25 protein-coding genes and 1 pseudogene are annotated in these 24,423 nt (G+C 65.6%); 17 read left to right on the plus strand and 9 right to left on the minus strand.

Features of this window, described 5'->3' with window-relative positions; all coding sequences use genetic code 11:
* The 9 genes and pseudogenes from G3N62_RS02460 to G3N62_RS02500 form a co-directional block, all read left to right on the plus strand.
* Positions 1 to 332 (plus strand): annotated as a pseudogene (locus G3N62_RS02460) (dimethyl sulfone monooxygenase SfnG); the annotation flags it as partial.
* Positions 333 to 347: 15 nt separating this feature from the next.
* Positions 348 to 1,127, plus strand: coding sequence for an ABC transporter ATP-binding protein (locus tag G3N62_RS02465; RefSeq protein ID WP_034190397.1), 780 nt, complete (start codon positions 348 to 350; stop codon positions 1,125 to 1,127).
* 26 nt (positions 1,128 to 1,153) lie between these two features.
* Positions 1,154 to 2,035, plus strand: coding sequence for a branched-chain amino acid ABC transporter permease (locus G3N62_RS02470; protein WP_034190398.1), 882 nt, complete (start codon positions 1,154 to 1,156; stop codon positions 2,033 to 2,035).
* A 10-nt stretch (positions 2,036 to 2,045) separates the two neighbouring features.
* Positions 2,046 to 3,086, plus strand: coding sequence for a branched-chain amino acid ABC transporter permease (locus G3N62_RS02475; protein ID WP_124671277.1), 1,041 nt, complete (start codon positions 2,046 to 2,048; stop codon positions 3,084 to 3,086).
* 53 nt (positions 3,087 to 3,139) lie between these two features.
* Positions 3,140 to 4,504, plus strand: coding sequence for an ABC transporter substrate-binding protein (locus tag G3N62_RS02480; protein ID WP_124671278.1), 1,365 nt, complete (start codon positions 3,140 to 3,142; stop codon positions 4,502 to 4,504).
* Between the two features lie 2 nt (positions 4,505 to 4,506).
* On the plus strand, positions 4,507 to 5,304 hold the full coding sequence (locus G3N62_RS02485) for an ABC transporter ATP-binding protein (RefSeq protein WP_124671279.1): 798 nt from the start codon (positions 4,507 to 4,509) through the stop codon (positions 5,302 to 5,304).
* Between the two features lie 181 nt (positions 5,305 to 5,485).
* Positions 5,486 to 6,607, plus strand: coding sequence for an FMNH2-dependent alkanesulfonate monooxygenase (gene ssuD / locus G3N62_RS02490; protein ID WP_124609936.1), 1,122 nt, complete (start codon positions 5,486 to 5,488; stop codon positions 6,605 to 6,607).
* Positions 6,608 to 6,821: 214 nt separating this feature from the next.
* A complete protein-coding gene (locus G3N62_RS02495; RefSeq protein ID WP_124671280.1) occupies positions 6,822 to 8,189 on the plus strand; it encodes an MmgE/PrpD family protein in 1,368 nt (455 codons plus the stop codon).
* Positions 8,186 to 9,517, plus strand: a complete 1,332-nt coding sequence (locus G3N62_RS02500) for an LLM class flavin-dependent oxidoreductase (protein ID WP_034190403.1) — start codon at positions 8,186 to 8,188, stop codon at positions 9,515 to 9,517. The genes G3N62_RS02495 and G3N62_RS02500 overlap by 4 nt, the downstream gene beginning before the upstream one ends.
* 1 nt (position 9,518) lies before the next feature.
* On the opposite strand, the gene G3N62_RS02505 is transcribed toward G3N62_RS02500, so the two are convergent.
* The 7 genes from G3N62_RS02505 to G3N62_RS02535 form a co-directional block, all read right to left on the minus strand.
* Positions 9,519 to 10,358 carry an amino acid ABC transporter ATP-binding protein gene (locus tag G3N62_RS02505; protein ID WP_124671281.1) on the minus strand — a complete coding sequence of 280 codons (840 nt, stop codon included), beginning with the start codon at positions 10,356 to 10,358 and terminating at the stop codon, positions 9,519 to 9,521.
* Positions 10,345 to 11,130 (minus strand): amino acid ABC transporter permease, encoded by a 786-nt coding sequence (locus tag G3N62_RS02510; protein WP_124671282.1) that lies wholly within the window; start codon positions 11,128 to 11,130, stop codon positions 10,345 to 10,347. The genes G3N62_RS02505 and G3N62_RS02510 overlap by 14 nt, the downstream gene beginning before the upstream one ends.
* Positions 11,120 to 11,854, minus strand: a complete 735-nt coding sequence (locus G3N62_RS02515) for an amino acid ABC transporter permease (protein ID WP_124671283.1) — start codon at positions 11,852 to 11,854, stop codon at positions 11,120 to 11,122. Before G3N62_RS02515 ends, G3N62_RS02510 begins: the two co-directional genes overlap by 11 nt.
* Positions 11,851 to 12,804: a transporter substrate-binding domain-containing protein gene (locus tag G3N62_RS02520; RefSeq protein ID WP_185733145.1), complete on the minus strand. Its 954-nt coding sequence runs from the start codon at positions 12,802 to 12,804 to the stop codon at positions 11,851 to 11,853. The genes G3N62_RS02515 and G3N62_RS02520 overlap by 4 nt, the downstream gene beginning before the upstream one ends.
* Positions 12,805 to 13,134: 330 nt before the next feature.
* A complete protein-coding gene (locus tag G3N62_RS02525; protein ID WP_124671284.1) occupies positions 13,135 to 13,731 on the minus strand; it encodes an NAD(P)-binding domain-containing protein in 597 nt (198 codons plus the stop codon).
* 27 nt (positions 13,732 to 13,758) lie between these two features.
* Positions 13,759 to 14,526, minus strand: a complete 768-nt coding sequence (locus G3N62_RS02530) for an SDR family oxidoreductase (RefSeq protein ID WP_034190409.1) — start codon at positions 14,524 to 14,526, stop codon at positions 13,759 to 13,761.
* Positions 14,527 to 14,538: 12 nt separating this feature from the next.
* Complete coding sequence (locus tag G3N62_RS02535) at positions 14,539 to 15,273, minus strand: SDR family oxidoreductase (protein WP_124609942.1); 735 nt, start codon at positions 15,271 to 15,273, stop codon at positions 14,539 to 14,541.
* 105 nt (positions 15,274 to 15,378) lie between these two features.
* Here G3N62_RS02535 and G3N62_RS02540 point away from each other — a divergent pair, with 105 nt between their 5' ends.
* The 5 genes from G3N62_RS02540 (at position 15,379) to G3N62_RS02560 (ending at position 19,382) form a co-directional block, all read left to right on the plus strand.
* Entirely contained in the window at positions 15,379 to 16,302 is a 924-nt protein-coding gene (locus G3N62_RS02540; protein ID WP_034190410.1) for a LysR family transcriptional regulator, read from the plus strand.
* 382 nt (positions 16,303 to 16,684) lie between these two features.
* Positions 16,685 to 17,566, plus strand: coding sequence for an NmrA family NAD(P)-binding protein (locus tag G3N62_RS02545; RefSeq protein WP_124671285.1), 882 nt, complete (start codon positions 16,685 to 16,687; stop codon positions 17,564 to 17,566).
* 33 nt (positions 17,567 to 17,599) lie between these two features.
* On the plus strand, positions 17,600 to 17,974 hold the full coding sequence (locus G3N62_RS02550; protein ID WP_124609944.1) for a hypothetical protein: 375 nt from the start codon (positions 17,600 to 17,602) through the stop codon (positions 17,972 to 17,974).
* A gap of 72 nt (positions 17,975 to 18,046) precedes the next feature.
* Positions 18,047 to 18,760: an SDR family oxidoreductase gene (locus G3N62_RS02555; protein ID WP_069706427.1), complete on the plus strand. Its 714-nt coding sequence runs from the start codon at positions 18,047 to 18,049 to the stop codon at positions 18,758 to 18,760.
* A gap of 160 nt (positions 18,761 to 18,920) precedes the next feature.
* Positions 18,921 to 19,382, plus strand: coding sequence for a MarR family transcriptional regulator (locus tag G3N62_RS02560; RefSeq protein WP_034190413.1), 462 nt, complete (start codon positions 18,921 to 18,923; stop codon positions 19,380 to 19,382).
* 37 nt (positions 19,383 to 19,419) lie between these two features.
* On the opposite strand, the gene G3N62_RS02565 is transcribed toward G3N62_RS02560, so the two are convergent.
* A complete protein-coding gene (locus G3N62_RS02565) occupies positions 19,420 to 20,475 on the minus strand; it encodes an aldehyde reductase (RefSeq protein ID WP_124671286.1) in 1,056 nt (351 codons plus the stop codon).
* A 58-nt stretch (positions 20,476 to 20,533) separates the two neighbouring features.
* Here G3N62_RS02565 and G3N62_RS02570 point away from each other — a divergent pair, with 58 nt between their 5' ends.
* Complete coding sequence (locus G3N62_RS02570) at positions 20,534 to 21,535, plus strand: AraC family transcriptional regulator (RefSeq protein ID WP_124671287.1); 1,002 nt, start codon at positions 20,534 to 20,536, stop codon at positions 21,533 to 21,535.
* Positions 21,536 to 21,595: 60 nt separating this feature from the next.
* Here G3N62_RS02570 and G3N62_RS35800 read toward each other — a convergent pair whose 3' ends face one another.
* A complete protein-coding gene (locus G3N62_RS35800) occupies positions 21,596 to 21,793 on the minus strand; it encodes a hypothetical protein (protein WP_241012826.1) in 198 nt (65 codons plus the stop codon).
* 339 nt (positions 21,794 to 22,132) lie between these two features.
* Between G3N62_RS35800 and G3N62_RS02580 the strand changes: the two genes are divergently transcribed.
* Together G3N62_RS02580 and G3N62_RS02585 are read left to right on the plus strand one after the other, a co-directional pair.
* Entirely contained in the window at positions 22,133 to 23,440 is a 1,308-nt protein-coding gene (locus tag G3N62_RS02580; RefSeq protein ID WP_034190417.1) for an NtaA/DmoA family FMN-dependent monooxygenase, read from the plus strand.
* Between the two features lie 175 nt (positions 23,441 to 23,615).
* Positions 23,616 to 24,419 (plus strand): transporter substrate-binding domain-containing protein, encoded by an 804-nt coding sequence (locus G3N62_RS02585; protein WP_049036649.1) that lies wholly within the window; start codon positions 23,616 to 23,618, stop codon positions 24,417 to 24,419.
* The last annotated feature ends 4 nt before the right edge of the window (positions 24,420 to 24,423 follow it).

A 24,423-nucleotide genomic window follows, 5' to 3' on the forward strand; every position in this document is an offset into this window, starting at 1 on the left:
TGCTCGACGACATCATTGCGCACGCGCACGTCGAGGCGGTCAATGCGTTCGGCGATGCGGTGAAGGAGGCCGGCAAGGCGTCGCCCGAAGGCGAGGGCAACTGGGCGAAATCGACGTTCGAGGATCTGGTGCAGTACAACGACGGCTTCCGCACGAACCTGATCGGCACGCCGCGGCAGATCGCGGAGCGCATTGTCGCGCTGAAGGCGATCGGCGTCGATCTGGTGCTGGCCGGGTTCCTGCATTTCATCGAGGAAGTCGAGTACTTCGGCAAGAAGGTGCTGCCGCTCGTGCGCGAACTCGAAAGCCGCCAGCAGCCGGTCGCGGCCTGACCCGGAGCGAGACGCATGACTCAGACCGCACCGCCGCTGCTCGCACTCGAGCGCATCTCGCTGTCGTTCAAGGGCGTCAAGGCCGTCACCGACATCAGTTTCGAGGTGGCGGCGGGCGAAATCTGCGCGCTGATCGGACCCAACGGCGCGGGCAAGAGTTCGCTGCTCAACGTGATCAATGGCGTATATCGGCCGGAGCAGGGTGCCGTCCGGTTCGACGGGCAGGTGTACCGGCGCATGGATCCGTATCGCGCCGCGCACCGAGGCATCGCGCGCACGTTCCAGAATCTCGCGCTGTTTCGCCGGATGAGCGTATTCGACAACGTGCTCACGGGGCGCAACCTGCATCGACGCAGCACCTGGCTGGAGCAGACGCTGCATGTCGGACGCGCACGCCATGACGAGGCCGAACAACGCAGGTACGCGGAACGTGTGATCGAGAAACTCGACCTGCAGGCCCATCGCGACACGGTGGTCGGCACGCTGTCGTATGGCTTGCAAAAACGCGTTGAACTGGCGCGCGCGCTCGCGGCCGCGCCGCGCCTTTTGTTGCTCGACGAGCCGATGGCCGGGATGAACGCCGACGAGAAGCATGCGATGGCCGAATACGTGCTCGATGCCAACGCGCATCTCGGGGTGACCGTGGTGCTGATCGAGCATGACATCGGCGTCGTGATGGGCGTGTCCGATCACGTGGTGGTGCTTGATTACGGCAGGAAAATCGCCGACGGCAGGCCCGACGAGGTGCGCAGGCATCCGGATGTGCTGGCGGCCTATCTGGGCACCCGTCACTGACGGGAACGGACGACAACGGGGGGGTAATGGAGTTCTTCATCGAGGTGCTGACCGGCGGGTTGCTTGCGGGCGTGATGTACTCGCTTGTCGCGATCGGTTTCGTGCTGATTTACAAGGCGTCCGGCATTTTCAACTTTGCGCAGGGCGCGCTCGTGCTGTTCGGCGCGCTGACCTACGTGAGCCTTGTCGAGCGCGGCTGGAGCGGATGGCTCGCGTTTGTCGCCACGCTCGGCGCGCTGGTCGTGATCGCGATCCTGACGGGGAGGTTGGTGTTGCGCCCGCTCGTGAACCGGCCGCCCATCGTGCTGTTCATGGCGACGCTTGGCCTGAGCCTGGTGCTCGAGGGCGGGGCGCAACTGCTCTGGGGCGCGCAGGTGCACGGTCTCGAACTCGGCATCGACGACAAGCCGCTGCATCTGGCCGGCGTCATGGTCAGCCAGTTCGATCTGTTCGCGGCTGCGACGGCGGGCGCGCTGGTGCTTGGACTGTCGCTGTTCGCGCGAGGAACCCGCCTTGGCCTGTCGCTGCGTGCGGTGGCCGACGATCCGCTTGCCGCACTGGCGGTTGGCGTGCGTCTGCCGCGCGTATGGGCGGTCGTCTGGGCGCTGGCGGGGTTCACGAGTCTCGTCGCCGGGCTATTGTGGGGCGCTCGGCTCGGCGTGCAGTTTTCGCTTTCGCTGGTCGTGCTCAAGGCGCTGCCGGTGCTGATCATCGGCGGCTTTTCGTCGATCGGCGGCGCGATCGCGGGAGGGCTGCTGGTCGGTGCCACCGAGAAGCTGGCCGAGGTTTACGCGGGTGGGCTGATCGGCGACGGCATCGAGAACTGGTTCCCCTATCTGATGGCGATGCTGTTCCTGCTGGCGCGGCCGTACGGCCTGTTCGGCGAGCCGCCCGTCGAGCGTGTCTGAGGGAAGTCACATGGAATTGACGAATACCGCTTCGGTCCCCGTATCGCGTCGCGTGAACCCGCGCCGGTGGATCGCGCCGGGTGTGCTTGCGCTCGTCGCGTTCGTTGGCGTGCCGCTGTGGGCGAACGATTACTGGCTCAATGCGATTCTGGTGCCGTTTCTGATCCTGTCGATCGCGGGACTCGGCCTCAACCTCTTGACCGGCTATGCGGGGCAGCTTTCGCTGGGTTCGGCGGCATTCATGTCGATCGGGGCCTACGCGAGCTACAACCTGCTCGTGCGCGTGCCGGCGCTGCCGTTGCCGGCGAGTCTGCTGCTTGGCGGGGGCGTGAGTGCCGCGGTCGGCGTGCTATTCGGGTTGCCCAGCCTGCGCATCAAGGGTTTCTATCTGATCGTCTCCACGTTGGCCGCGCAATTTTTCGTGGTCTGGCTGTTTACCCGCGTGAGCTGGTTTTCGAACAACGATACGTCGGGTGTGCTGAGCGCGCCGCTGCTTGAGATCGGTCGCTGGCACATCGACAAGCCGGCGTCGCGCTATCTGTTGGTGCTCGGCGTCGCGACGGTGCTATTCGCACTGGGAGCGAGCGTCGTGAAAAGCGAGCTGGGGCGGCGCTGGATGGCGGTGCGCGACATGGATACGGCGGCGCGCGTGATCGGCATTCCGATCGGTCGGACCAAACTGCTCGCGTTTGCGCTGAGTTCCTTCGTGCTGGGGATTGCCGGCGCACTCTGGGCCTTCGCTTACCTCGGCACGATTGAACCGGACGGCTTCAGCCTCAACCTGTCGTTCCAGATCCTGTTCATCATCATCATCGGCGGCATGGGCAGCATCGGCGGAAATTTCCTCGGCGCCGCCTTCATCGTGCTGCTCCCGATCCTGCTGTCGAACGCGGGCGGCGAGCTCGCGCGAGTCGGAATCGGCGGCGAACAGTTGCAGAACCTGCAGAAGATCGTATTCGGCAGCCTCGTCATCGTGTTCCTGGTCAAGGAACCGGACGGGCTTGTACGATTGGTCCAGGTGGCGTGGGCGCGATTCCTGCACAGGAAATGAAGCCGTGTCGACGGGGAATTTTTTTAGTTATATCAACAAGGAATGCTAAGCATATGAGAAATATTAGAAAACGATTTTCAGGGTTGGCGTGGAGAAAATGGGTTGGCGCCTTTGCCGCCGTGCTTGCGCTCTCTCCGGCGGCCGTGCCGCAGGCGCGAGCGGCGGGCGCGGAATACTTCCCGCTGCAAAGTTACCGTGTCGGTCCGTACGCGGCGGGCGGCAGCGGCTTCTTCGGCGGCTTTATCGACTACCTGCAGCTGATCAATGCGCGCGACGGCGGCGTCAATGGTGTCAAGCTGGTGTGGAAGGAGTGCGAGACCGAATACGTCGTGGAAAAGGGTGTCGAGTGCTACGAACGCCTGAAGAACAGCGGTCCCGACGGCGCTCCGGCCGCGGCCACCAATCCGCTGTCGGTTGGTATCGCGTATGCGACGCTCGACCGTTCCACGGCCGACAGGATCCCGCTCATTACGATCAACCACGGACGTACCGACTCCACGGACGGTTCCGTGTTCCCGTACGTGTTTCCGCTGCAGCTGAATCCGTACAGCGAGGTGTCGGCGATCGTCAACTACGTCGGGCAGCGCTCGGGCGGACTGGCGAGCCTGAAGGGGAAGAAGATCGTCGTGCTCTATCACGGCTCGCCGTATGGCCGCGAGACGATTCCCGTGGTCGATCTGCTGGCGAAGAAATACGGCTTCATCGTGACCCAGATCGAGGTTCCGCACCCGGGTAACGAGCAGGGTTCGCAGTGGCTGAAGATTCACCAGATCAATCCCGACTGGGTGATCCTGCGCGGCTGGGGCGTGATGAACCCGGTGGCGATCAAGACCGCACAGAAGGTCGGGTATCCGGTCGACCACATCATCGGCAACATCTGGAGCAATTCGGAGGAGGACGTGCGCCCGGCCGGCGATGCGGCCAAGGGCTTCATCTCGATCACCACGCACCCGTCGGGAACGGATTACCCGGTGCTGCAGGCGATCAACCAGTTCGTGATCAAACCGGGTAACGGCAACCTCAAGGATCCCGCGCGCTTCGGCACCGTGTACTACAACCTCGGCGTGGTGAACGGCATCCTGAATGTCGAGGCGGTGCGCGTCGCGCAGCGCAAGTACGGCAACAAGCCGCTGACGGGCGAGCAGGTGCGCTGGGGCTTCGAGCATCTGAATCTCGACGACGCCCGGCTCAAGCAGCTCGGCGCGCTCGGTCTCGTGCAGCCGCTCAAGCTGTCCTGCGCGGACCACGAAGGGGGCGGCGCGGTGCGTTTTCAGCAATGGGATGGTGCCAAGTGGCACGTGATCAGCGATTGGGTGCAGGCCGATCGCGCGCTGCTGCGCCCGATCATCGAGAAGTCGGCGCTCGCCTATGCGAAGGAAAAGGGCATCACGCCGCGCGATTGCAGCAAGGAGCCGTGAGCATGAGCGCCCCGATCCTGCAGGTCGACGAGATTGCCGTAACTTACAGCCAGATCATTCCCGCGTTGCGCGGGGTGTCGCTGACGGTCCCCGAGGGCGCGATCGTTGCGCTGCTCGGCGGCAACGGGGCGGGCAAGACCACGACGCTCAAGGCACTGTCGAGCCTGGTGCATGCCGAGCGCGGCGAATTGACGAGCGGCCGCGTCGTCTATCGCGGCGAGGACGTCACGCGTGTCGAGCCGTGGACGCTGGTTGAGCGTGGTCTGGTCCAGGTACTCGAAGGGCGTCGCTGTTTCGGACACCTGTCGGTCGAGGAGAACCTGCGGATCGGTTCTTTCGCGCGGCGCTCGAAGCGGATCGAGATCGACACGGATCTGGAGCGGATCTACACGATCTTTCCACGCCTGAAGTTGAAGCGGAAAGCCTTGGCCGGCTATACGTCGGGCGGTGAACAGCAGATGCTCGCGATTGGCCGGGCGCTGATGGCGCACCCGTCACTCGTGTTGCTGGACGAGCCGTCGATGGGACTTGCGCCGCTGGTTGTCGAGGAGATTTTCGAGGTCGTCGCGACGCTCAACCGTGACGAGGGCGTGAGTTTCCTGCTCGCCGAGCAGAACGCGTCGATTGCGTTGCGCTTTGCCGGTTATGGCTACGTGCTGGAAAGCGGTCGAGTCGTCGCGCATGGCACGTCGGCGGAACTCAGGGAGCTCGATGCTTTACGGGATGCCTATCTTGGCGGTACGCCGGTCGAATATGCGGCCAGACGGGCACAACGGACGTTGGTGACGACTTCGGCATGACGGGGCCGCCGTTCGGAAGTCGGACAGGATGCGCAATCGACAGCATCGGGCCGAGCGATGTCCCGAGCTCGCCGTCGTCGCTCCTGCTTGCCGCGTTTCGACAGCCGTGGCGCCGATCGTGCGAGAACCCGGCATTGCATCGACCCGCGCGCGCTGCGGATGATGATTTCACGAATACATGATGAGTCTCGATATTTTCTGGTTTCTGCCCACTTCGGGCGATACGCGCTATCTCGGCAGATCGGATTTCGGCCGTCAGGCAACGAACGCTTACCTGCGCAGGATTGCGGTTACGGCCGACGAACTCGGTTACGACGGTCTGCTGATTCCGACGGGCGCTTCCTGTCTCGATCCGTGGGTGACGGCGGCCAGCCTCATTCCGGTCACGCAGCGTATCAAGCTGCTGGTGGCGCTGCGGACATCACTTGGCAATCCGACGGCATCCGCACGCCAGGCGGCCTCGCTGGACCAGGCCCTCGGCGCGGGGCGGCTGTTGCTGAATGTCGTGCCGGGCGGCGACGCAACCGAGCTTGCTGCCGATGGCGTGTTTTACAGCCACGACGAGCGATACGAGGCCAGCGACGAATTTCTCACGATCTGGCGTCGTCTGTTGCTGGGCGAGAAAGTCGATTTCGACGGCAAGCACCTGAAGGTGCAGGGCGCGCAGAACTTCTTCCCACCGGCGAGCAAGCCTTATCCGCCGCTGTATTTCGGCGGCTCCTCGCCAGCGGCGCACGAGTTGGCCGCGAAGCATGTCGATGCCTATTTGACCTGGGGTGAACCGCCCGATGCCGTGGCGGAGAAGATCGCCGACGTGCGTCGGCGCGCCCGGCAGTATGGTCGCGAGATTCGTTTTGGCGTGCGGCTGCATGTCATCGTGCGCGAAACCAGCGAGGAGGCATGGGCGGACGCAGATCGACTGATCAGTCACCTGACCGACGAGGAAATCGCGGCGGCACAGCGCAACTATGCGAGCATGGATTCAGTCGGGCAGAAACGGATGGCGGCGTTGCACGGCGGCAGCCGTGAAACACTGGTGGTCGGTCCCAATTTGTGGGCCGGCGTCGGCCTCGTGCGCGGAGGGGCGGGCACGGCGCTGGTCGGAAGCGCGGAAGAGGTGGTCGCGCGACTCAACGAGTATGCGGACCTCGGTGTGGACAGTTTCGTGTTGTCCGGCTATCCGCATCTGGAAGAGGCGATTCGTTTCGCGGAATTGGTGTTTCCGCTGCTGCCCGGCAAAACACCGGTCACGTTGCGCGATCGGACGCTCACCGGTGGCGCGTTCGATATCCGGGCCAACTGACCCGCTTGGGGAAGCCCGGACGGATGCGATCGCGCGTTTTGCGACAGCCTGCCTCCGTCCAGGCAACGCTGATTACGCGATATAGAAAGCTCGAATACTTGGTTGGGCGCGCACGGATGCTTCGCTAGTATCCAACGCTCCCATTCGAGCGGGAACCGGACGGTTCCCGGTTGCGCCGCCCGTTGCGGCGATTCGCGACTTTCCAACTGCCGACATGTCTTCCCACTTGATTCCCGACGGCACGGCCGGCGACATCACGCGCCGGCTGGCCGAGGCGATCGCGTGCGCCGAACCCGCGCGTGATCCGTCCGCGATCGCTGCCGCGCGGCGCGGCCTGCTCGACTTTCTTGCCGCCGCGTTCGCCGGCGCTCGCGACAACGGTTACCGCAAGCTGCTGGCGGTGTGCGCTCGAGAATCGACCGGCGCGGCAGCGGTGATCGGCAGTGCGATTCCGGCATCGTCGCAACATGCCGCGCTGCTCAACGGTTATGCAGGCCACGCGCTCGACTACGACGACGTGCACAGCAGCGTGCGCGGCCATCCAGGCACCGTGCTGCTGCCGGCGCTGCTCGCGCTCGCGCAGGTGCGCGCCCGCAGCGCGCTCGAACTGCTCGATGCATACGTCGTCGGCGTCGAGACGATGGCGCGAATCGGTCTCGCGCTCGGTAGCCGCCACTACGAACTCGGTTTCCACAACACCGCGACGCTCGGCACGCTCGGCGCGGCGGCGGCCGCCGCACGTCTGCTCGGGCTCGATGCGGCGGCCACCGAAAACGCGCTCGGCATCGCCGCGACGCAATCGGCCGGGCTGCGGCTGCAGTTCGGTAGCGAGGTCAAGCCGTTGCACGCGGGCCTGGCGGCGCGCGCGGGGCTGCTCGCCGCGGAACTCGCCGAGGCCGGCCTGGCCGGCGCACCGGGCGCACTCGACGGCCCGGAGGGATTCTTCGCCGTGTTCGGCGGCGGCGCGTCGCAACCGGCGCGCGTGCTGGCCGACTGGGGCGCGCCGTGGCAGATCGTGGCGCCGGGGCTGTACTTCAAGCCGTGGCCGTGCTGCACGGCAACTCATTACGCCGTGCAGGCCGCGCTCGATTTGCGCGCCCGCCATCGCATCGCGCCGGCGGACATCGACGGCATCGCGGTCACGTTCCCGCCCGGCGGCGATACGCCGCTGTCGAACCGACTACCGGCCACCGGCCTCGAAGCGCGCTTCAGCGTGGAATACGCGGTGGCCGCCGCACTGACGGACGGGCCGCCCGGTGTCGCGACGTTCGCCGACGTGCCCGTGCGCGGCGACCTGACCGCGCTCGCCACACGCGTGACGCGGCGCCACGATGCCGCGGCGCCGCGCGCGTCGACCGATCCCGCGACGCGTTTCTCGGTCGTCGAGATTGCGCTGCGCAACGGCGACACGCTGCGGCAACGCACCGAACGCCTCGTCGGTGCCGATGACCTTGCCGCGAAGTTCGCGGACGCGACCGCTCACGATCCCGCACTCGCGTTCGTCCCGGCACTGATCGACACGATGCGAAGCACGGCCGATCTCGCCCGGCTTTTCCACACCTTTACGCCGCTTCAATCATGAGCACCGATCGCAGCACACTTTCCCGCCGCCAGATGCGTCTCGGGTTGTTCCTCCAGGGCGCTGGACACCACGTCGCCGGTTGGCGCCACCCCGATGCCGAATCCGGCAGCGAGAACTTCGATCTCATGCGCCGCGTCGTGCAGACCGCCGAGCGCGCGAAGTTCGACATGGTCTTCCTGGCCGACGGCCTGACGAGCGGCCCCGACGCGCATCCGTCGATGGCCATGCGCTTCGAGCCGCTGAGCCTGCTGTCGGCGCTCGCGATGCATACGCGGCGCATCGGCCTGGCGGCGACCGCGTCGACGACGTACAGCGAGCCTTACCATATCGCGCGGGTGTTCGCCTCGCTCGACCACCTGAGCGGCGGGCGCGCGGCATGGAACGTCGTGACGACTTCATACGACCGCACCGCCGCGAATTTCACGCGCGGCAATCATCCGGATCACGCGCAGCGCTACGAGATGGCCGGCGAATTTGTCGATGTCGTGAAGGGGCTGTGGGACAGCTGGGACGATGACGCGGTCGTCAGGGACAAGGCGCGCGGTGTGTATTTCGACCCGGCGAAGGTGCACACGCTCGATCACGCCGGACACTTCTTCAACGTGAAGGGGCCGCTCAACGCGTCGCGCCCGCCACAGGGCCATCCGGTCGTGATCCAGGCCGGCTCGTCGGGCCCCGGCCAGGAGCTAGCCGCGCGCACCGCGGAAGTCGTGTTCACTGCGCAGCAGACGCTCGAGGAAGCGCAGGCTTTCTATCGCGACCTGAAGGGGCGGCTCGCGGCATACGGCCGCGCCCGGGACGCAATTGCCGTGATGCCGGGCGTATTCCCGGTGATCGGCCGCACCGAGCAGGAAGCCAAGGACAAATATGCGCAGCTCCAGCAATGGACCGATACGTCCGGCGCGCTGACGCTGCTGTCGGACCGTCTCGGCCACGACGTGTCGAAGTATCCGCTCGACGGCCCGCTGCCCGACCTGCCCGAATCCGACCAGTTGAAGAGCCGCGCGAAGCTGCTGACCGATCTCGCGCGCCGCGAGAACCTCACGCTGCGCGAACTCTATTATCTCGTCGCCGGCGCACGCGGGCATCGGATCGTGTGGGGCACGCCGACGCAGGTCGCGGACGCGCTCGAGGAGTGGTTCGATGGCGGCGCCGCAGACGGCTTCAACATCATGCCGCCCTATTTCCCGGGCGGACTCGACGATTTCGTCGAGCATGTCGTGCCGGAACTGCAACGGCGCGGCTTGTTCCGCACCGAATACGAGGGCACGACGCTGCGCGACCATCTCGGGCTCGCGCGCCCGCCGAGCCGCTACGCCGCGCGTTGAGTCAGACCGCGAAGCGCGTCAGGTCCAGGGCGATCGGCGCGTCGTCGCGGCTTGCGTGGGCGCGGCTGGTCGGGCCGAGCGCATGGGCGAGGAAGGCCCGCGTGCGCGGGCTTTGCGGCGCGCGGAACAGTTGCGCGGCCGGCCCGTGCTCGACGATCACGCCCGCCTCGGTGAAGTAGACGACGTCGCTGATTTCCTCGGCGAACCGCATCTCGTGCGTGACGAGCACGCAGGTCATGCCGTCGCGCACGAGATCGCGAATCACCGCCAGCACGTCGCCGACGGTTTCCGGATCGAGCGCGGACGTCACCTCGTCGAACAGGATCAGGTCGGGCTGCATCGCGAGCGCGCGGGCGATCGCGACGCGCTGCTGCTGGCCGCCCGACAGCTCGCCGGGGTAGGCATGCGCCTTGTCCGCGAGACGCACGCGTTCGAGCAGTGCGTGTGCGGTGCGCACCGCGTCGGTGCGATCGCGGCCGAGAATCCGTACCGGCGCGACGACGAGATTGTCGATCACGCTCAGGTGCGGAAACAGGTTGTATTGCTGGAACACGAAACCGACCCGCTTGCGCAGCGCGATTTCGTCGCGCTCCGATGCGAGCCGGTCGACGCGCGTGCCGTCGACGTCGATCAGGCCGCGCTGCGGCCGCAACAGCCCGGTGATGCAGCGCAGGATCGTGGATTTGCCGGAGCCGGACGGACCGATGATGGACACGGCCTGACCGCGGTGCACGTCGAGATCGATGCCGCGCAGCACGGGCGTCGTACCGTAGGACAGATGCACGTCGCGCAGGCGGACGAGCGGCTCGTCCGCGCCGCGCGGAGTTTCAGTGGAATGCATGACGTCGTTCGAGAAGGCGGGTGAAACGGGCGATCGGGTAGCAGTACGCGAAAAACAGGCCGAGTACCGTGAAATAGACGACGACGGTGAAGTCGGCACGCGCGACGGTGTTGCTCGCGACCTGCGCGGTGTCGAGGAGGTCGTGCACGCCGACCAGCGACGCGAGCGCGGTCGCCATCGCAATGCTCGCATACAGGTTCATCCACGGCGGCAGCATGCGGCGTACGCATTGCGGCAGGATGATCCAGCGGAACACCTGCACGCGGCTGAACGCGAGCGAGCGGGCGGCGTCCCACTGCGCATGCGGAATCGACTGGATCGCGCCGCGGAAGATTTCCGCGAAGTTCGCGCTCGCGGGCAGCGCGAGGCCGAGCGTCACCTTGAACCAGTCCGGAAACGGCAGCGCCGCATGGCCGAACCTGATCTCGAACGGGAATACGTAGGTCGAAAAATAAATCAGCACGAGAAGCGGCGCGTTGCGGAACACTTGCACGTACGCGCGCGCCATGACGCGTGCGATGCCGAGCCGCGACAGCGTCAGCGGGCCGAGCACGAGGCCGGCGAGCGTGCCGATCGCGATCGCGATCGCGCTGATGCCGATGTTGACCAGCATCGCCTTGCCGAGCGCCGGCAGCCACGTGGCGAGCGCGACGAGGGTCGGGTGATGGCGGGCCGCGACGGCCAGCGCGACGACGGCCAGTGCGGTCAGTGTCGCCGCGACGGCGGGCCATCGTACGACGCGCACGGGCTGTGCGCGCAAGTCAATGGCCATAGCCGGGTATCCTCAGGCGGTGTTCCAGCCAGCGTCCCGCGAGGTTGACCGCGAACGTGAGCGCGCCGAAGAAGAGCAGGATCAGGATCATCAGCTCGAGCACGTTGTCGCGCTGCGTCCAGATCATGATCGACGCATAGGTGACGTCGCCGACGGCGATCGCCGAGGCGACCGTCGTCATCTTCACGAGGTCGACCAGGTTGTTGACGAGCGCGGGCAGCGCGAAGCGCACCGCGAGCGGCAGTTGCACGTGCCAGAGCCGCTGGCGGCGGCTGTAGCCGAGCGATTGCGCTGCCTCGAGCGTTGCGCGCGGGACCGCTTCGAGGCCGGCGCGCAGCGCTTCAGCATGGAACGCGCCCTTGTGCAGCGAGATCACGATGACGCTCCAGAGGAACGGCGTCAGCGGATTGCCGCCCAGATCGCGCAGCGCGGCGCTGATCAGCATGTTGACGACGAGGAATGCGCAGAACAATTGCACGAGCGTCGGTGTGTTGCGGGTGACTTCGACGAAGGCACGCGCAGGGCGAGCGAGCGCCGCGCTCGGCGACACCAGCAGCGCGGCGAGCACGATGCCGCAGGCGAGGCTGCCGAACGCGGTCGCGATCGACAGTTCGAGCGTCACGCCCATCCCGTGCACGAACGACGCGCGTTCGTCCGGGGCGAGCACGAAGCTGTAATCGAGGCCGAACGTGCGGAGTGCATCGACGGCGGCGGCCACCGTCATGTGCGCTGCGCCTTGAGCTTCGCGTGCAGGTCGAGCACGGCTTGCGACGGCGTCATTCCGTTCTTCCGCTCGACGTCGAGCAGCCAGCCGCTGCGGTGCCAGTCCTGGACGATCCGGTCGAGCGCGTTTTGGGTATCGGTCTCGCCCTTGCGGACCCAAATCACGGCCGGCGACGGAATCAGGTCGCTCGACAGCGGGGTCGTATAGTCCTTCCAGTCGGGGTTGCGCGCGACGAGCATGCGCAACGTCGGTGCGACGTGCACGGCGGCCACGCAGTTGTTGCCGCGCAGTGCGAGCAGCGATTCCGGCTGACCGCGGAAGGCCTTCACCTGCGCGCCGTATTCCGTCGCGAGCGGCTTCGTGTAGTTGCTGCCTTGCGACACGCAGACCGGCTTGCCGCGCAAGTCGGCCCAGGACTTGATACCGCTGTCCTTGCGCGCGATCAGCGCGCCGCCGATGGATTCGAATGGCGTCGGCGCATACGACAGTATCTCCGCGCGCTCCGTCGTCAGCTCCATGTTGGCGATCAGCGCGTCGACCTTGCCCTGCTGCAGGAACTGCACGCGGTTCGACGGCTGCACCGGTGTCAGCTCGGCGTCGACACCGAGCCGCTTCGCGACGTCGTTCGCCAGATCGACGTTGAAGCCGACCGGTTTTTGCGTCGCGGGATCGAGCGAGCCGAACGGCGGGCCCGACAGGATCACGCCGATCGAGATCTTGTGACGTTGATGGATGCGATCGAGCGTGCTGTCCGCGCGAGCGACACCGGAAAAAGCGGAAAGGAGGGCGGCGAGGAAAAGCGCGTGGCCCGACGTGGTGCGAAACGATCTGCTGAACATGGGAAAGAGGTACGTTGTTTGAGCGACACGGGGCGGAGCGTCGCGCGCCCGGTTGTCGGGAGCCTGTATTCTCGGGACGGGGAACGTATCCAAGAACCAACAAATTCTCATACCGTTATCTGATCCTCCGATTTACGCAGAGGAACGCGACGTTTTCGCGGCCAAAATGGCGGTTTAGCGGAGGGCTCGCGCGAGCGATCACGCACGCGCATGCTGCCCTGAGGCTCGGGGGCGATGCCTGCCGGAAGACGACTTGCGCGCGTGGCGGACAACCGCTTGAGCTCACGGTGGTTTCAATTCCCTCGGTCGACGACGACCGGCGAAATGGCGTCGTCGACCTGGAATCGGTGGAGGAGGTGATTCGTCATGCGAATCAAAATAATTCTGTCGTGGGTGCCCTCCGACTCGTCGGCTCAGGGAACATCCGGAAACCGTTGACCGTCAGTCAAACGTGATCAAGTCCTTGAAGATCAGTTTTCCCCAGTTGTTTCCGCGCGCGTGAACAAGCAGTCCACCGTCCGAAAGTCCGCCGAGTGATATCGGCGCGAAACCCAGTTTTTCCGCAAGCGCGCCGATCTCCGCCGCGGCACCGTCATCATCGCTCGCGAGGAACACGACTCTCCTGCCGCCCTGTACGGCCGGGTCCTGGCCGAGAATGGCCGCCGCCAGATGATTGAAGCCTTTCACCAGCCTGGCTCCGGTGAACGCGTGCGCGACGAACGCAGAGGAGGGACGACCGTCCAGTTCCTCGGGCGGGGCGAAGGTGTTCGTCACGTCGACGATGATCTTGCCCGTCCAGTCCGGCAGCGCTTTCGCGACCGCCGGGTGCGACTCGAAACGGACCGCCAGAAAGATGATGTCCGCCTTGACCGCTTCCGCCAGCGTGGCGGGAATGATCGAACGCCCGATCGCTGCCGCATCGGACGCGAAGCTTGCCGGATCGCGCGTGCTTGCAACGGCCACGTCGATGCCGTTGCGGGCGAACGCCCTGGCCAGTGCGTGGCCGATCTTGCCGAAGCCGACGATTGCGTAACGCATGGGTTTCTCCTTCGTTTCCCGGTGTGCTCAGAGCTTGTAACCGCCGCTCGCTTCAATCGTTTGGCCGGTGACCCAATGGCCCTCATCGGACGCCAGGAACGCCACGACAGCGGCGATTTCCGCAGGCTCGCCGAAGCGGCCCAGCGCGATCTGGGCCTCGGCCGCCTTGACGAGTTCGGGATTCTCCCGAAAGGCGGCGTTCGCATCCGTTCGCGTGAAGCCCGGCGCCACGGCGTTCGCGGTGATGCCACGCGGCCCCAGCTCGATTGCGAGCGTATGGGTCAGGGTATTGATGGCTGCTTTCGCCATCGAGTAGACGGGCGCGGCCGTCACGGGCTTCGTGGCGGCCGCGGAAGATATGTTGATGATGCGTCCGCCGTCGGCGAGGCGATCCAGTGCGGCTTGAATGATGAAGAAGGGCGCGCGGGCGTAGACCGCCATCAGGGTGTCCCAACTCTCCGGTGTCGCTTCCTTGAAGCCGAGCCAGCCGGAATTGCCGGCGTTGTTGACCAGAATGTCGAGAGTCTTGCTTCCGTTCCGCCTCGTGAACTCGTCGTCGAGTCTTTCGAACAATGCCGGGACGGTCGTCGGATCAACGAGATCGGCGTGGACGGCGAACGCCTTGCCTCCCGCTTTCTCGATGGCCACGATCGTTTCGTCCGCGCCGGATGTGCTGGCGTTGTAGGTCAGTGCGACGGTCGCCCCGTCCTTTGCCAGACGTTCGGCGATGGCGCGGCCAATGCCTCGTGATGCCCCGGTCACGAGCGCGGTCTTGCCCTTCAGTGATTGCGTCATCTGTTTTTCTCCTCAGAGCTGTGCCAGGCCGCCGTCAACGGCGACCTCGCTGGCGGTCATGAAGCTGCTGTCCGACGACGCAAGAAAGGCCGCCACCGCGCCGATCTCGGCCGGATCGGCCATACGCTGGAGCGGCGTCAGCGCGCCGTAGGCCTTCTGGCCCGCTTCGCCCAGCGCCTCCTTGGCGAGTTCGGTCGCCGTCGCCCCGGGCGACAGCACGTTGACCCGGATGCCGGTGCCTTTCAGGTCCGCTGCCCAGGTCCGCGCGAGGTTGCGCACCGCGGCCTTGCTCGCGCTGTAGGCCGTGAATCCCGGGGCTCCCGTGGTGCCGGCGCTCGATCCGGTCAGGATGATCGAACCACCCTGGCCCATCAGCGGCAGCGCCTTCTGGACCGTGAAGATCGAACCCTTCACGTTGGTGTCGAAGATTTCGTCGATGTGCTCGGCGGTGAGCTGGCCGAGCGGAAGCGGGCTTCCCGCTCCGGCGTTGGCAAAGACGATGTCGAGGGTGCCGCGCTCCGCCTTGACCGCCGCGTAGAGCCGGTCGAGGTCGGCCGGATCGGCGACCGAGCCCTTCACCGCGCGGGCATTGGGCCCCAGCTCGGCCACCGCGGCGTCGAGTGCCGCCTGCCGGCGGCCGAATAGGTAGACGAAAGCGCCTTCCTCGATGAAGCGCTGCGCCGCGGCGCGGCCGATGCCGGTTGCGCCGCCGGTGATCACGGCAGTCTTGCCATTCAGTCTGTTCATGTCGTGCATCCTTCGAAACAAAAGTGACACGCCGATTCTGGAGCACTTGATTCATGAAGCCAATTGACTGAATATCTATAAGTACCATCTACTTTATAGATAGATATGCTGGACAACGTCACCATCAATCAACTTCGGGCGTTCGTTGCCGTGTGCGACCAGGGAAGCTTTTCCGGCGCCGCGAGGGAGCTGAGGCGTGCACAGTCGGCGGTCAGTCATGCGATCAGCGCGCTCGAGAGCGCGTTCGACGTGGTGCTGTTCGAGCGCAACACGCGCAAAGCGACGCTCACGGCCGCGGGCCGCAGCCTCCTGCCTGATGCACGCGGGGTGATCTCGCGCACCGAGGAAATGAAGATGCGTGCTGTGGCGATTGCCGAGACCGGCGTCCCGCAGGTCTCGATCGCCGTGGACACCTATTTTTCGCGGGCGCACCTGATTGAATGCCTGCACACCGTGCAGGCGGACTTTCCGACGGTTGCAATCAATCTGCGCATGACAACCATGCAGGGCGGCGAGCGTCTGGTTCTCGACGGGACGTGCGCATTGGCGGTCACGATCACGGACGTGCCCGAGCTGAGCCCAGGCACCGTGGAACGGCATCATTTATGCGATGCGCAGATGGTGACCGTCTGCGGGCCATCGCACCCGCTGGCCGCGATGGCGATGCCGATCCCGCGCGAGGAATTCGGCCGGCACATCCAGCTTGTCGTCACCGACAACCAGCCCGATGCGGAAAAGACTCAGCAGGGGGTCGCCAGTGAACGCCAATGGTGGGTGAACGACCTCGGCGCGAAGCACGACTTGCTCAAAGGCAGCCTGTGCTGGGGGCACATGCCGCGCCACATGGTCGAGGCGGACCTCGCCAACGGCGCCCTTGTCGAGCTCAAGCGGCGTGCCTGGCACATGCGTCCCCTGACGTTCATGATCTCGCAGCGGCGCGGGTACGCGCTTTCCGGATGCGAGGCGCGGCTGGTCGAACTGCTCGGCAATCGGGCGCCACAAAAGGCGGGAAGAGGGAAGTCGACGTAACGTGCGGCCGCTGACGGGTTGAATTCGCAATCGAAAGTCGCCAGTCGGAGGGCGGCTGTCGGTTGATTCCTGCCATTTTCATTTGTTCGCTCGCGCCCGCCGGATGCGCACTCAACTGTCGGCTCCAGAGATGGTGCGATCCCTTGGCCATCCCGCTGATGAGTCGCATCGTCGCTGAGCGAATCGTTGGCGAGGGCCAGCGCGAACGGCGATTTGCGGTTTGCAGCCCGGCCGAATCGGCGGGCAGGTCGAATACTCGGGCTCCTGACTGATGAACTCCAACGCCGTCGCCCCGCCAACCAAAAACTTGACTGTGAGAGCATATGCTCCTATTCTTTGTCTCAAAGGAGCATATGCTCTCATTTTCAAACGGAGCGAAGCGATGAACGAGCCTGAGATTCTTGTGAGCGGTGCAACCGGACGCACCGGAGGTATGGCGATTGACGAACTGCTCAAGATGCACAAACGCGTGCGTGCCTACGTGCGCACCGATGACGATCGGGCGGCAGCCCTGAGGCGGCGCGGTGTCGATGTCGCGGTCGGCGACTTCACCGGCATCGACGACATTCGGGCAGCGATGGAAGGCATCCGATCGGCGTATTTCCTTCATCCGATCGCGCCGGGGATCATCGGGGCCGCAGCCTATTTCGCACAGGCGGCAAAGGAGGCGGGGGTCACGGCGATCGTCAACATGTCGCAGATTTCCGCGCGCCGGGCGTCGCTGAGCCACGCGGCACAGGATCACTGGGTCTCCGAGCAGGTCTTCGATTGGTCGGGCGTCGCGACGACGCATTTGCGCCCGACGTTCTTTGCCGACTGGCTCGTCTATCCGCATTTTGCGCGGGAGATATGGGCCACGAAGAAGATCGAATTTCCGTTTGGCAACGGCCGTCACGCGCCCATCTCCAGCGACGACCAGGGACGCGTGATCGCCCACCTCCTCGCCAAACCCGAAGGCCACGGGGGCAAGACCTACACGCTGCACGGCCCCGTCGAGATGAACCACGTCGAGATCGCGGACGCGATGAGCGAGGTTCTCGGCGCCCGGATCGAATACGCGCCGATTTCCATCGAGGCATTCCGAATCAAGATGGAGACCCGTTACAAGTTTCCGCCGTTCCTCACGCAGCATCTGGTCGAAGTCGCGCAGAACTACCGAGACGGCATCTTCTCGGGCACCAACGACGCCGTCGAGAAGATCACCGGAACGCCGCCGCTGTCGGTCCAGCAGTTCGTCGAGAAATATCGGGCCGCATTCGTGTGAACACGTCCCTGAAACGAATCGAGGGGTTTGAACATGTCACCCATCCAGCCTGATCGTCACCCGTTTCTCGATGATCTGACGGCCGATGCCGAACTGGTCAGCTCGGTGTTGCGCACGCCCGTGACCGGGCGCGACGAAATCCGGCTCGCCGTCGACGCCGTCGGGACCTTTTACGTTTCGCAGACGCCCACGTTCGTTCAGGCCGTCGGCTCGCGGCTCTTTCTCGAATACGAGGCCGTACTGACGAGCGGCGAGATGCTGAGCGCGGTCGTGGTCGTCGATCGCAACGCCGACGGCTCGGTGCCGCGAGTCAGCGTGCGAATGAGCCCGCTTGGCGCCGTACTGACTCTCGCGACCCATCTGCGGGAGTCGCTTTCGAAACAGTTGCCGGAACACGTCTTTCTCTGAGCCAGGCACCCGCGTTCTCGTGGCGGGCGTCGACACGCCCCCGACACGCGGCTTTTGAAACAGGAGCTTGTCATGGATATCAAGAACGCCACCGTCTTCATCACCGGCGCCAATCGCGGCCTGGGCCTCGCTTTTGCACGCGAGGCGCTGCGGCGCGGGGCGGCGAAAGTGTACGCCGGTATGCGCAACACGAGCGGTTTCGACGAGCCGGGCATCGTGCCGGTCAGGATCGATGTCACGGATCCGGCGTCGATCGCCGAGGCCGCGAAACGGGCGGCCGACACGACGCTGCTGATCAACAACGCGGGCATCGCCGCGCTGATCGACGGGCCTTTGGCGGCCGACATGCAAGCGCAGTCCGCCCGCTTGTTCGATACCAACTACTACGGCGTGGTGCGCGTCACACAGGCCTTCGAACAGATCCTCGCGGCCCAGCCGCATGCCGCGATCATCAACGTGCTCTCCGATATCGTGTGGCTCCCTCGGCCCTATCTGACGCCGTATGCCGCGTCGAAAGCCGCCGCCTGGAGCTACACGAACCAGCTTCGCTTTCACCTGCGCGAGCGCGGCATCCAGGTTCTCGGCCTGCACGTCGGGTTCGTGGATACCGATCTGACCAACGGCATCGACGTGCCCAAAGCCAGTCCCGGCGACGTCGTACGACGGACCTACGACGCGCTCGCCGCCGGCAAGAGCGAGGTCATGGCCGACGAGGGGACCGCGGTGCTGAAGAGCACGCTCGCGGCCGAGATACCCGGCTACATCACGCCGCCGGCAGGGCTTTGAACACCGCGGTCGACACGGGCCGGATTGGGCGGCGAGACACGAGGTGCGCGGATCGTGCGCCAGCGTTGTCGCTCCCGGCTATCATCGATGGATACGACCATACCCTTGCGCGACGTGTGCGTCGCGTTCGCGCAAGGAACCGAAATCAGGAGTGCACCCGATGTTGCCCGTCAACCAGCCGCTTGGCATCGATCAATGCAACTGCTTCACCGTAAGGAAGGCGAGCAGGCAGATCTCCCGACTCTACGATAGTCATCTCGAGCCCTCGGGCTTGCGCATCACGCAATTCCTCACGCTGGCCGCCCTGCGCGAAGTGGGAAGTACGCCGGTCAACGCCCTTGCCGAACGGCTCGATATCGAACGAACGGCGATGGGGAAGATGGTTGGCTTCCTGGAGCGCGACGGCTTCGTCACGATCAAGCCGTCGCCCACCGACGGCCGCAGCCGCCTCGTCGAACTCACCGAGGAGGGACGGCGCCTGCACGAAAGAGCCTCCCCGCTCTGGCAGGAAGCGCAACGGGAGTTCGAGCAACTGAACGGTGTGGCCAATGTGACGGCGTTGCGAGAAGGGTTGAGAGGCGTGCAGATCGGCGACGTGTCGATGCGCTCGTCGCAAGACTGAGCAGTCATTCGACGAAGGGCGATGAAATCCGCTGTCGTTATCGCTGGCCTGCATCGCGCAGCAGTCCGAGGCGCACGAGGCTTTCGGCCGTGGCGACAATGGCGTCCTCGCGCGGGCGGGGCGACCAGCCGAGCAAGCCGATGGCCTTCTGGCTGGTGGCGTTCAGGTTGCGGCCGAGCAGCGGTAGCGATCCTCGCAGCGCCGGATCCCTGAGCGCGCCGATGCGCACCAGCCAGTCGGGCAGCACCCGGGTGGACACATGGCGCGCGGCATCGCCCATGCGCGTCTTGAGCACCTGCGCGACTTCGGCGAGCCACATGCTTTCGCCGGCAATGGCAATGAAGCGCTCTCCGTTCGCGGCGTCGTGGATCATCGCCCGCACATGCAGGTCGGCGACGTCGCGCACGTCGACGAAGCCGGAATTGATGCGCGGATTGCCGGGCTGGCCGTTCAGCATGCCCCTGATCAGGCGGATGGAGTGCGAATAGTCGTCGCCGAGCACGGGCCCGACAACCGTCACCGGGTTGATCGCGGACAGTTGCATGCCGTGCCCTTCTCGCGCGACGAAGTCCCATGCCGCGCGTTCCGACAACGTCTTCGACTTCTGATAAGGCCAGACATCGGCGGCCGTCAGGTTGCTCCAGTCGGTTTCGTCGAAGGGGCGGTTCATTGGCCCGTGTCCGGCGCAAATCGCACCGAAAGCGGAGGTCAGCACGACGCGCCGGACACCCGCGTCCCGCGCCGCACGCAGCACGCGCAGCGTGCCTGCCACGGCGGGCTTGACCCAATCGTCTTCACTCGTCTGCGTGCCGGTGGGCGTGGGCGACGCGCCATGCACGACGTAGGCGCAGCCGGCGGTTGCCCGTTGCCAGCCGTCGTCGGCGAGGAGATCCGCCTCGACGAATGACAGACGATCTCCGGGTTCCGCGCCGCCTCTTTCGAGCTGGGCGCGCACCTGCGTTTCGCGAGCGAGCGAGCGGACGGTGGTTCGTACCTGATAGCCGCGATGCAGCAGCGCCAGGATGCAGTGTTGTGCAATGAAGCCGGTGCCGCCCGTTACGAGAACCGATTCGAGGCTGGTATTGCTGTTCATGTCGTTGAATGTCTGGGACGAAGAACCGGAAGGTTAAGGGCCGGTCTGCCGCTTGTTAATGCTTTATAGTGCGATTTACTTGCGCGACAGTACGATGATGAGCGACGATCCCTTCTCCGACATCCTGAGACTCACTAACGCCGAATCGCTGGCAACGGGAGGTTTCTCGGCCGGCGGCGCCTGGGCCATTCGCTTTCCGGCACCCGACAAGATCAAATTCTTTGCGGTGGTGAAGGGCACGTGCTGGGTTTGCATCGACGAAGAGGAAACGCCGATCCGCTTTGGAAGCGGTGATGTCGGTCTGCTGACGGCAAAACGATCCTTTGTCCTCGCCAGTGATCCTGGCGTTCCACCCGTCGATGCGATGGCGTTGTTCTCGGGCGCCGGCAAGTCGTCGGCGACACTGGGCAACGGCGATGATTTCGCCCACATCGGAGGACACGTCCTGCTCGATCCGGTAACCGGCAACTTGCTGTCGGACGTACTGCCGCCCTGGATTCACGTACCGGCCGCATCGCCGCAGGCAGTGAGGGTGCGCTGGCTTCTCGAACAACTCGTGGAAGAGCGTGCGGCCGATCTGCCCGGCGCGCAGCTCGTATCGGCCCAGCTCTCGCAACTGCTTTTCATTCAGATACTGCGCGCCCATCTGAACGCGTCCGCGCCGTTGGCGGGATGGTTGCGTGCGTTGAGCAACCCACGCATCGCACCGGCACTGCGATTGATGCACGGTGATCCCGCACGCGCGTGGCATCTGGACGAGCTTGCCGCCGCGTGCGCGATGTCACGAACCACGTTCGCTGCGCACTTCAGGGCGAGCGCCGGCGTCGCGCCGCTGACCTATCTCGGCCAGTGGCGCATGCGGGTTGCGGAACGCCGTTTGCGCGACGAGAGCATCCCGGTCGCCCTGCTTGCGCAGTCGCTCGGCTATTCGTCCGAAAGCGCATTCAGTAACGCGTTCAAGCGCATGTCCGGACATGCGCCGACGGCCTATCGTCATATCGCGCGAACGGCTGCCGAAAACATCGGCAGTGAACGCGGCGGCGTTCGCGGGGAAAGCTGACGCTGCCGGTTCGGCACTGCCGCCGTCTCATGGCGGCGCTTCAATGAGAGCGGTCGAGGTTCATGCCGGCACGGCGTGCGGCGCCGCGGCATGCACGCTAGGCAGCGCCGGCAGCGCATCGAGCAGCGACGCGGTGTACGGGTGCGCCAGCGCGTCGGCGGGCGTGTCCCCCGATGCTACCGGGCTCTTGTCGAGCACGCTCAAGCGGAACGGCAGCGCAGACAAATCGGAGTGGGAGCGGATGGCGTCGAACGTCATGATGAGGCGATCGGCGCGGGTCGAAGCGTCCTGATCAACGGGTTTGGCATGCCGAATTATTTTGCGGCGCCGTTCGCACGGTCAAACAATCAAGAAGAATATCGAAAGCCGAAAATATTCGTTCCTGCCGCCCCGGGCGCTTGCGTTATGGTCAGTGGTTGCGCCCCCCGCGGCGCGTTCCCGGCGCATGCAGGACGGCCCGGCGCGAGCGTGCTCGCCGTCGCGATGCCGGCATGCCGCCACCGATCGAACGGAATCACGAGGAATGCAGATGAACGATCCACGCGAACGATACGCGACGCGCAGCGCACGCCGTGGCGCGACGAACGGAGCCGCGTCATGAGCGGCGCGCGCAGACGACTGAAGACGCTCGTCGGTGCGGCGAGCGTGCTGTACGCGCCCGGCGACCCGGACGTCGTGCACGGTGTGCGCCGCGCGGCGTCGCTCGCACGCAAGGCGGAAGCCGAGAAGATCACCGGCCTCTTTACCGCCGACCTGCTGCAGGCCGACGCGGCTGGCCTGGCCGGCACCACGGGCAGCCAGGAGCCGATCGTCGCGCTGGCGGCATTGAGCCAGGCGACCTCGTCGATCGGGCTCGTCGCGACGGTGTCGACCACGTATCACCATCCGTACAACCTCGCGCGACTGATCGGCACGCTCGATCACGTCAGCGGCGGGCGGGCCGCGTGGAATGCGGTCACGTCGTCGGTCGGCGAGGAGAATTTCGGCGACGCGGCGTTGCCCGACCCCGAACGGCGTTACGCCCGTGCGGCCGAATTCGTCGAAGTCGTCAACGCGCTGTTCGATGCGAACGATCCGCGTGCGACGCGGCGCGCGCAGGGCGGCGGCCTCTCGGTCGACCCGCGCAAGCTCGGTGCGATCGACTACCACGGCGAGCACTTCCAGGTGCGGGGGCCGCTGAACGTGCCGCCGTCACCGCAGCGCCGGCCGGTGCTGTTTCAGGCCGGGCAGTCGGCCAGCGGCGTATCGCTCGGCGCGAGGTACGCGGAGGTCGTCTACACGTCTCAGCCGACGCACGACGATGCGCGCGCGTTCGTCGCCGAGCTGCGCCGGCAGGCCGCCGCCTTCGGTCGCGGCGACCGGCCGCCGCTCGTGATGAACTCGTTTCATTCGGTGATCGGCGAGTCCGATGCCGACGTCGCGCGACGATTGCGCGACAAGCATGAGCGCATCGATTACGAACAAGGCAGGCTGAAGCTCGCCGACATGCTCGGCGGCAGCGTCGACTTGCGCGACCTGCCGCTCGATCAGCCGCTGCCGGCGGCGTTGCTGCCTGCTATCGACAGCGTCCATCGCCGGCGAGGGCGTGTCGCCATCTTCGTCGCCTATGCGCGCCAGCGGCTGACGCTGCGCGAACTGATCATCCGCGCACAGGAGACCGGCCACTGGTTCGTCGCCGGTACGCCCGAGCAGCTCGCCGATGCGATCGAGGCGCGCTATCGCGAGGGGCTCGTCGACGTGCTGTCGCTGCACGGGCTCGGCCAGCCGGACCAGGAAGACCTGCTGCTCAACGGCCTGCTGCCTGAATTGCGGCGTCGCGGCCTGCTCGATACCGACTACGTGGGCGGCGATTTCCGCGCGAATCTGGAGCTGCCGGCGCTGCGGCGCGAAACAGCGGAGGCGTGAGCGGGCGAACGATGCACCGTGCGTCGCGTTCGGCGGTGCGCCGTTCCGCCATATCGCGCGATCAGATATTCATCGAAAAAATAACCATTTGGTACACGCTTCGGCACGCATTACAGTCTCGCCTCCTGCCGGCCGCGACGCCGGTCGTTCCGACGTTATTTCAGAAATTCGCCACATGAATCGTTTGATGCGTTCCAGGGTCCGCCGTGCCGCGGCCGCGCTGTTCGTGCTCGGCCTCGTGCCGGCTTCCCATGCGGCCCAGCCGACGTTGCGCGTCGGCATCGACGCCGAGTCGTATCCGCCGTTCTTTTCGAAGGACGCGGGCGGCAAGTGGAAGGGCTGGGAAATCGACGTGCTCGATGCCGCGTGCGGCAAACTGAACGTGCGGTGCGAGCTCACCGACATTGCGTGGGACGGCCTGATTCCGGCACTGCAGAACCGCAAGATCGACGTGATCTGGTCGTCGATGACGATCACCGGCGAGCGGCAGAAAGCGATCGATTTCAGCCGTGCCTATTACGAATCGCCGACGGTGTTCGTCGGCGCGAAAAGCGACCGGCGCCGCGTCGACTGCGCGGTGCCCGCGAGCGTCAAGGGCAGCGTGATCGGTGTCGAGGCCGGCACGAACTTCTCGGCGTTCCTCGATGCCCGCTTCAAGCAGGACGCGCAGATCAAGGCATTCGACAAGTTCGACAACGCGCTCGCGGATCTGGTGTCCGGCCGTGTCGACTACGTGCAGGAAGGCAAGGGGCTGTTCACGGCCTTCCTCGCGTCGCGCGACGGCAAGGACTTCGAGGTCAAGGCGACCTGCGCGGACAATCCGCTGCTGGGCCTTGGGGTCGGCGCGGGCGTGCGCCGCGGCGATGCGCTGCGCGGCAAGCTGTCGACCGCGATCGCGCAGCTGCAGCAGGACGGTACGTGGGATGCGATCACCGCCCGCTATCCGAACCTGAAGGGCACGATCGAGAAGGGCCGCTGACCCG

Source organism: Burkholderia sp. Tr-20355 (assembly GCF_017104685.1).
GTDB lineage: Bacteria > Pseudomonadota > Gammaproteobacteria > Burkholderiales > Burkholderiaceae > Burkholderia > Burkholderia seminalis.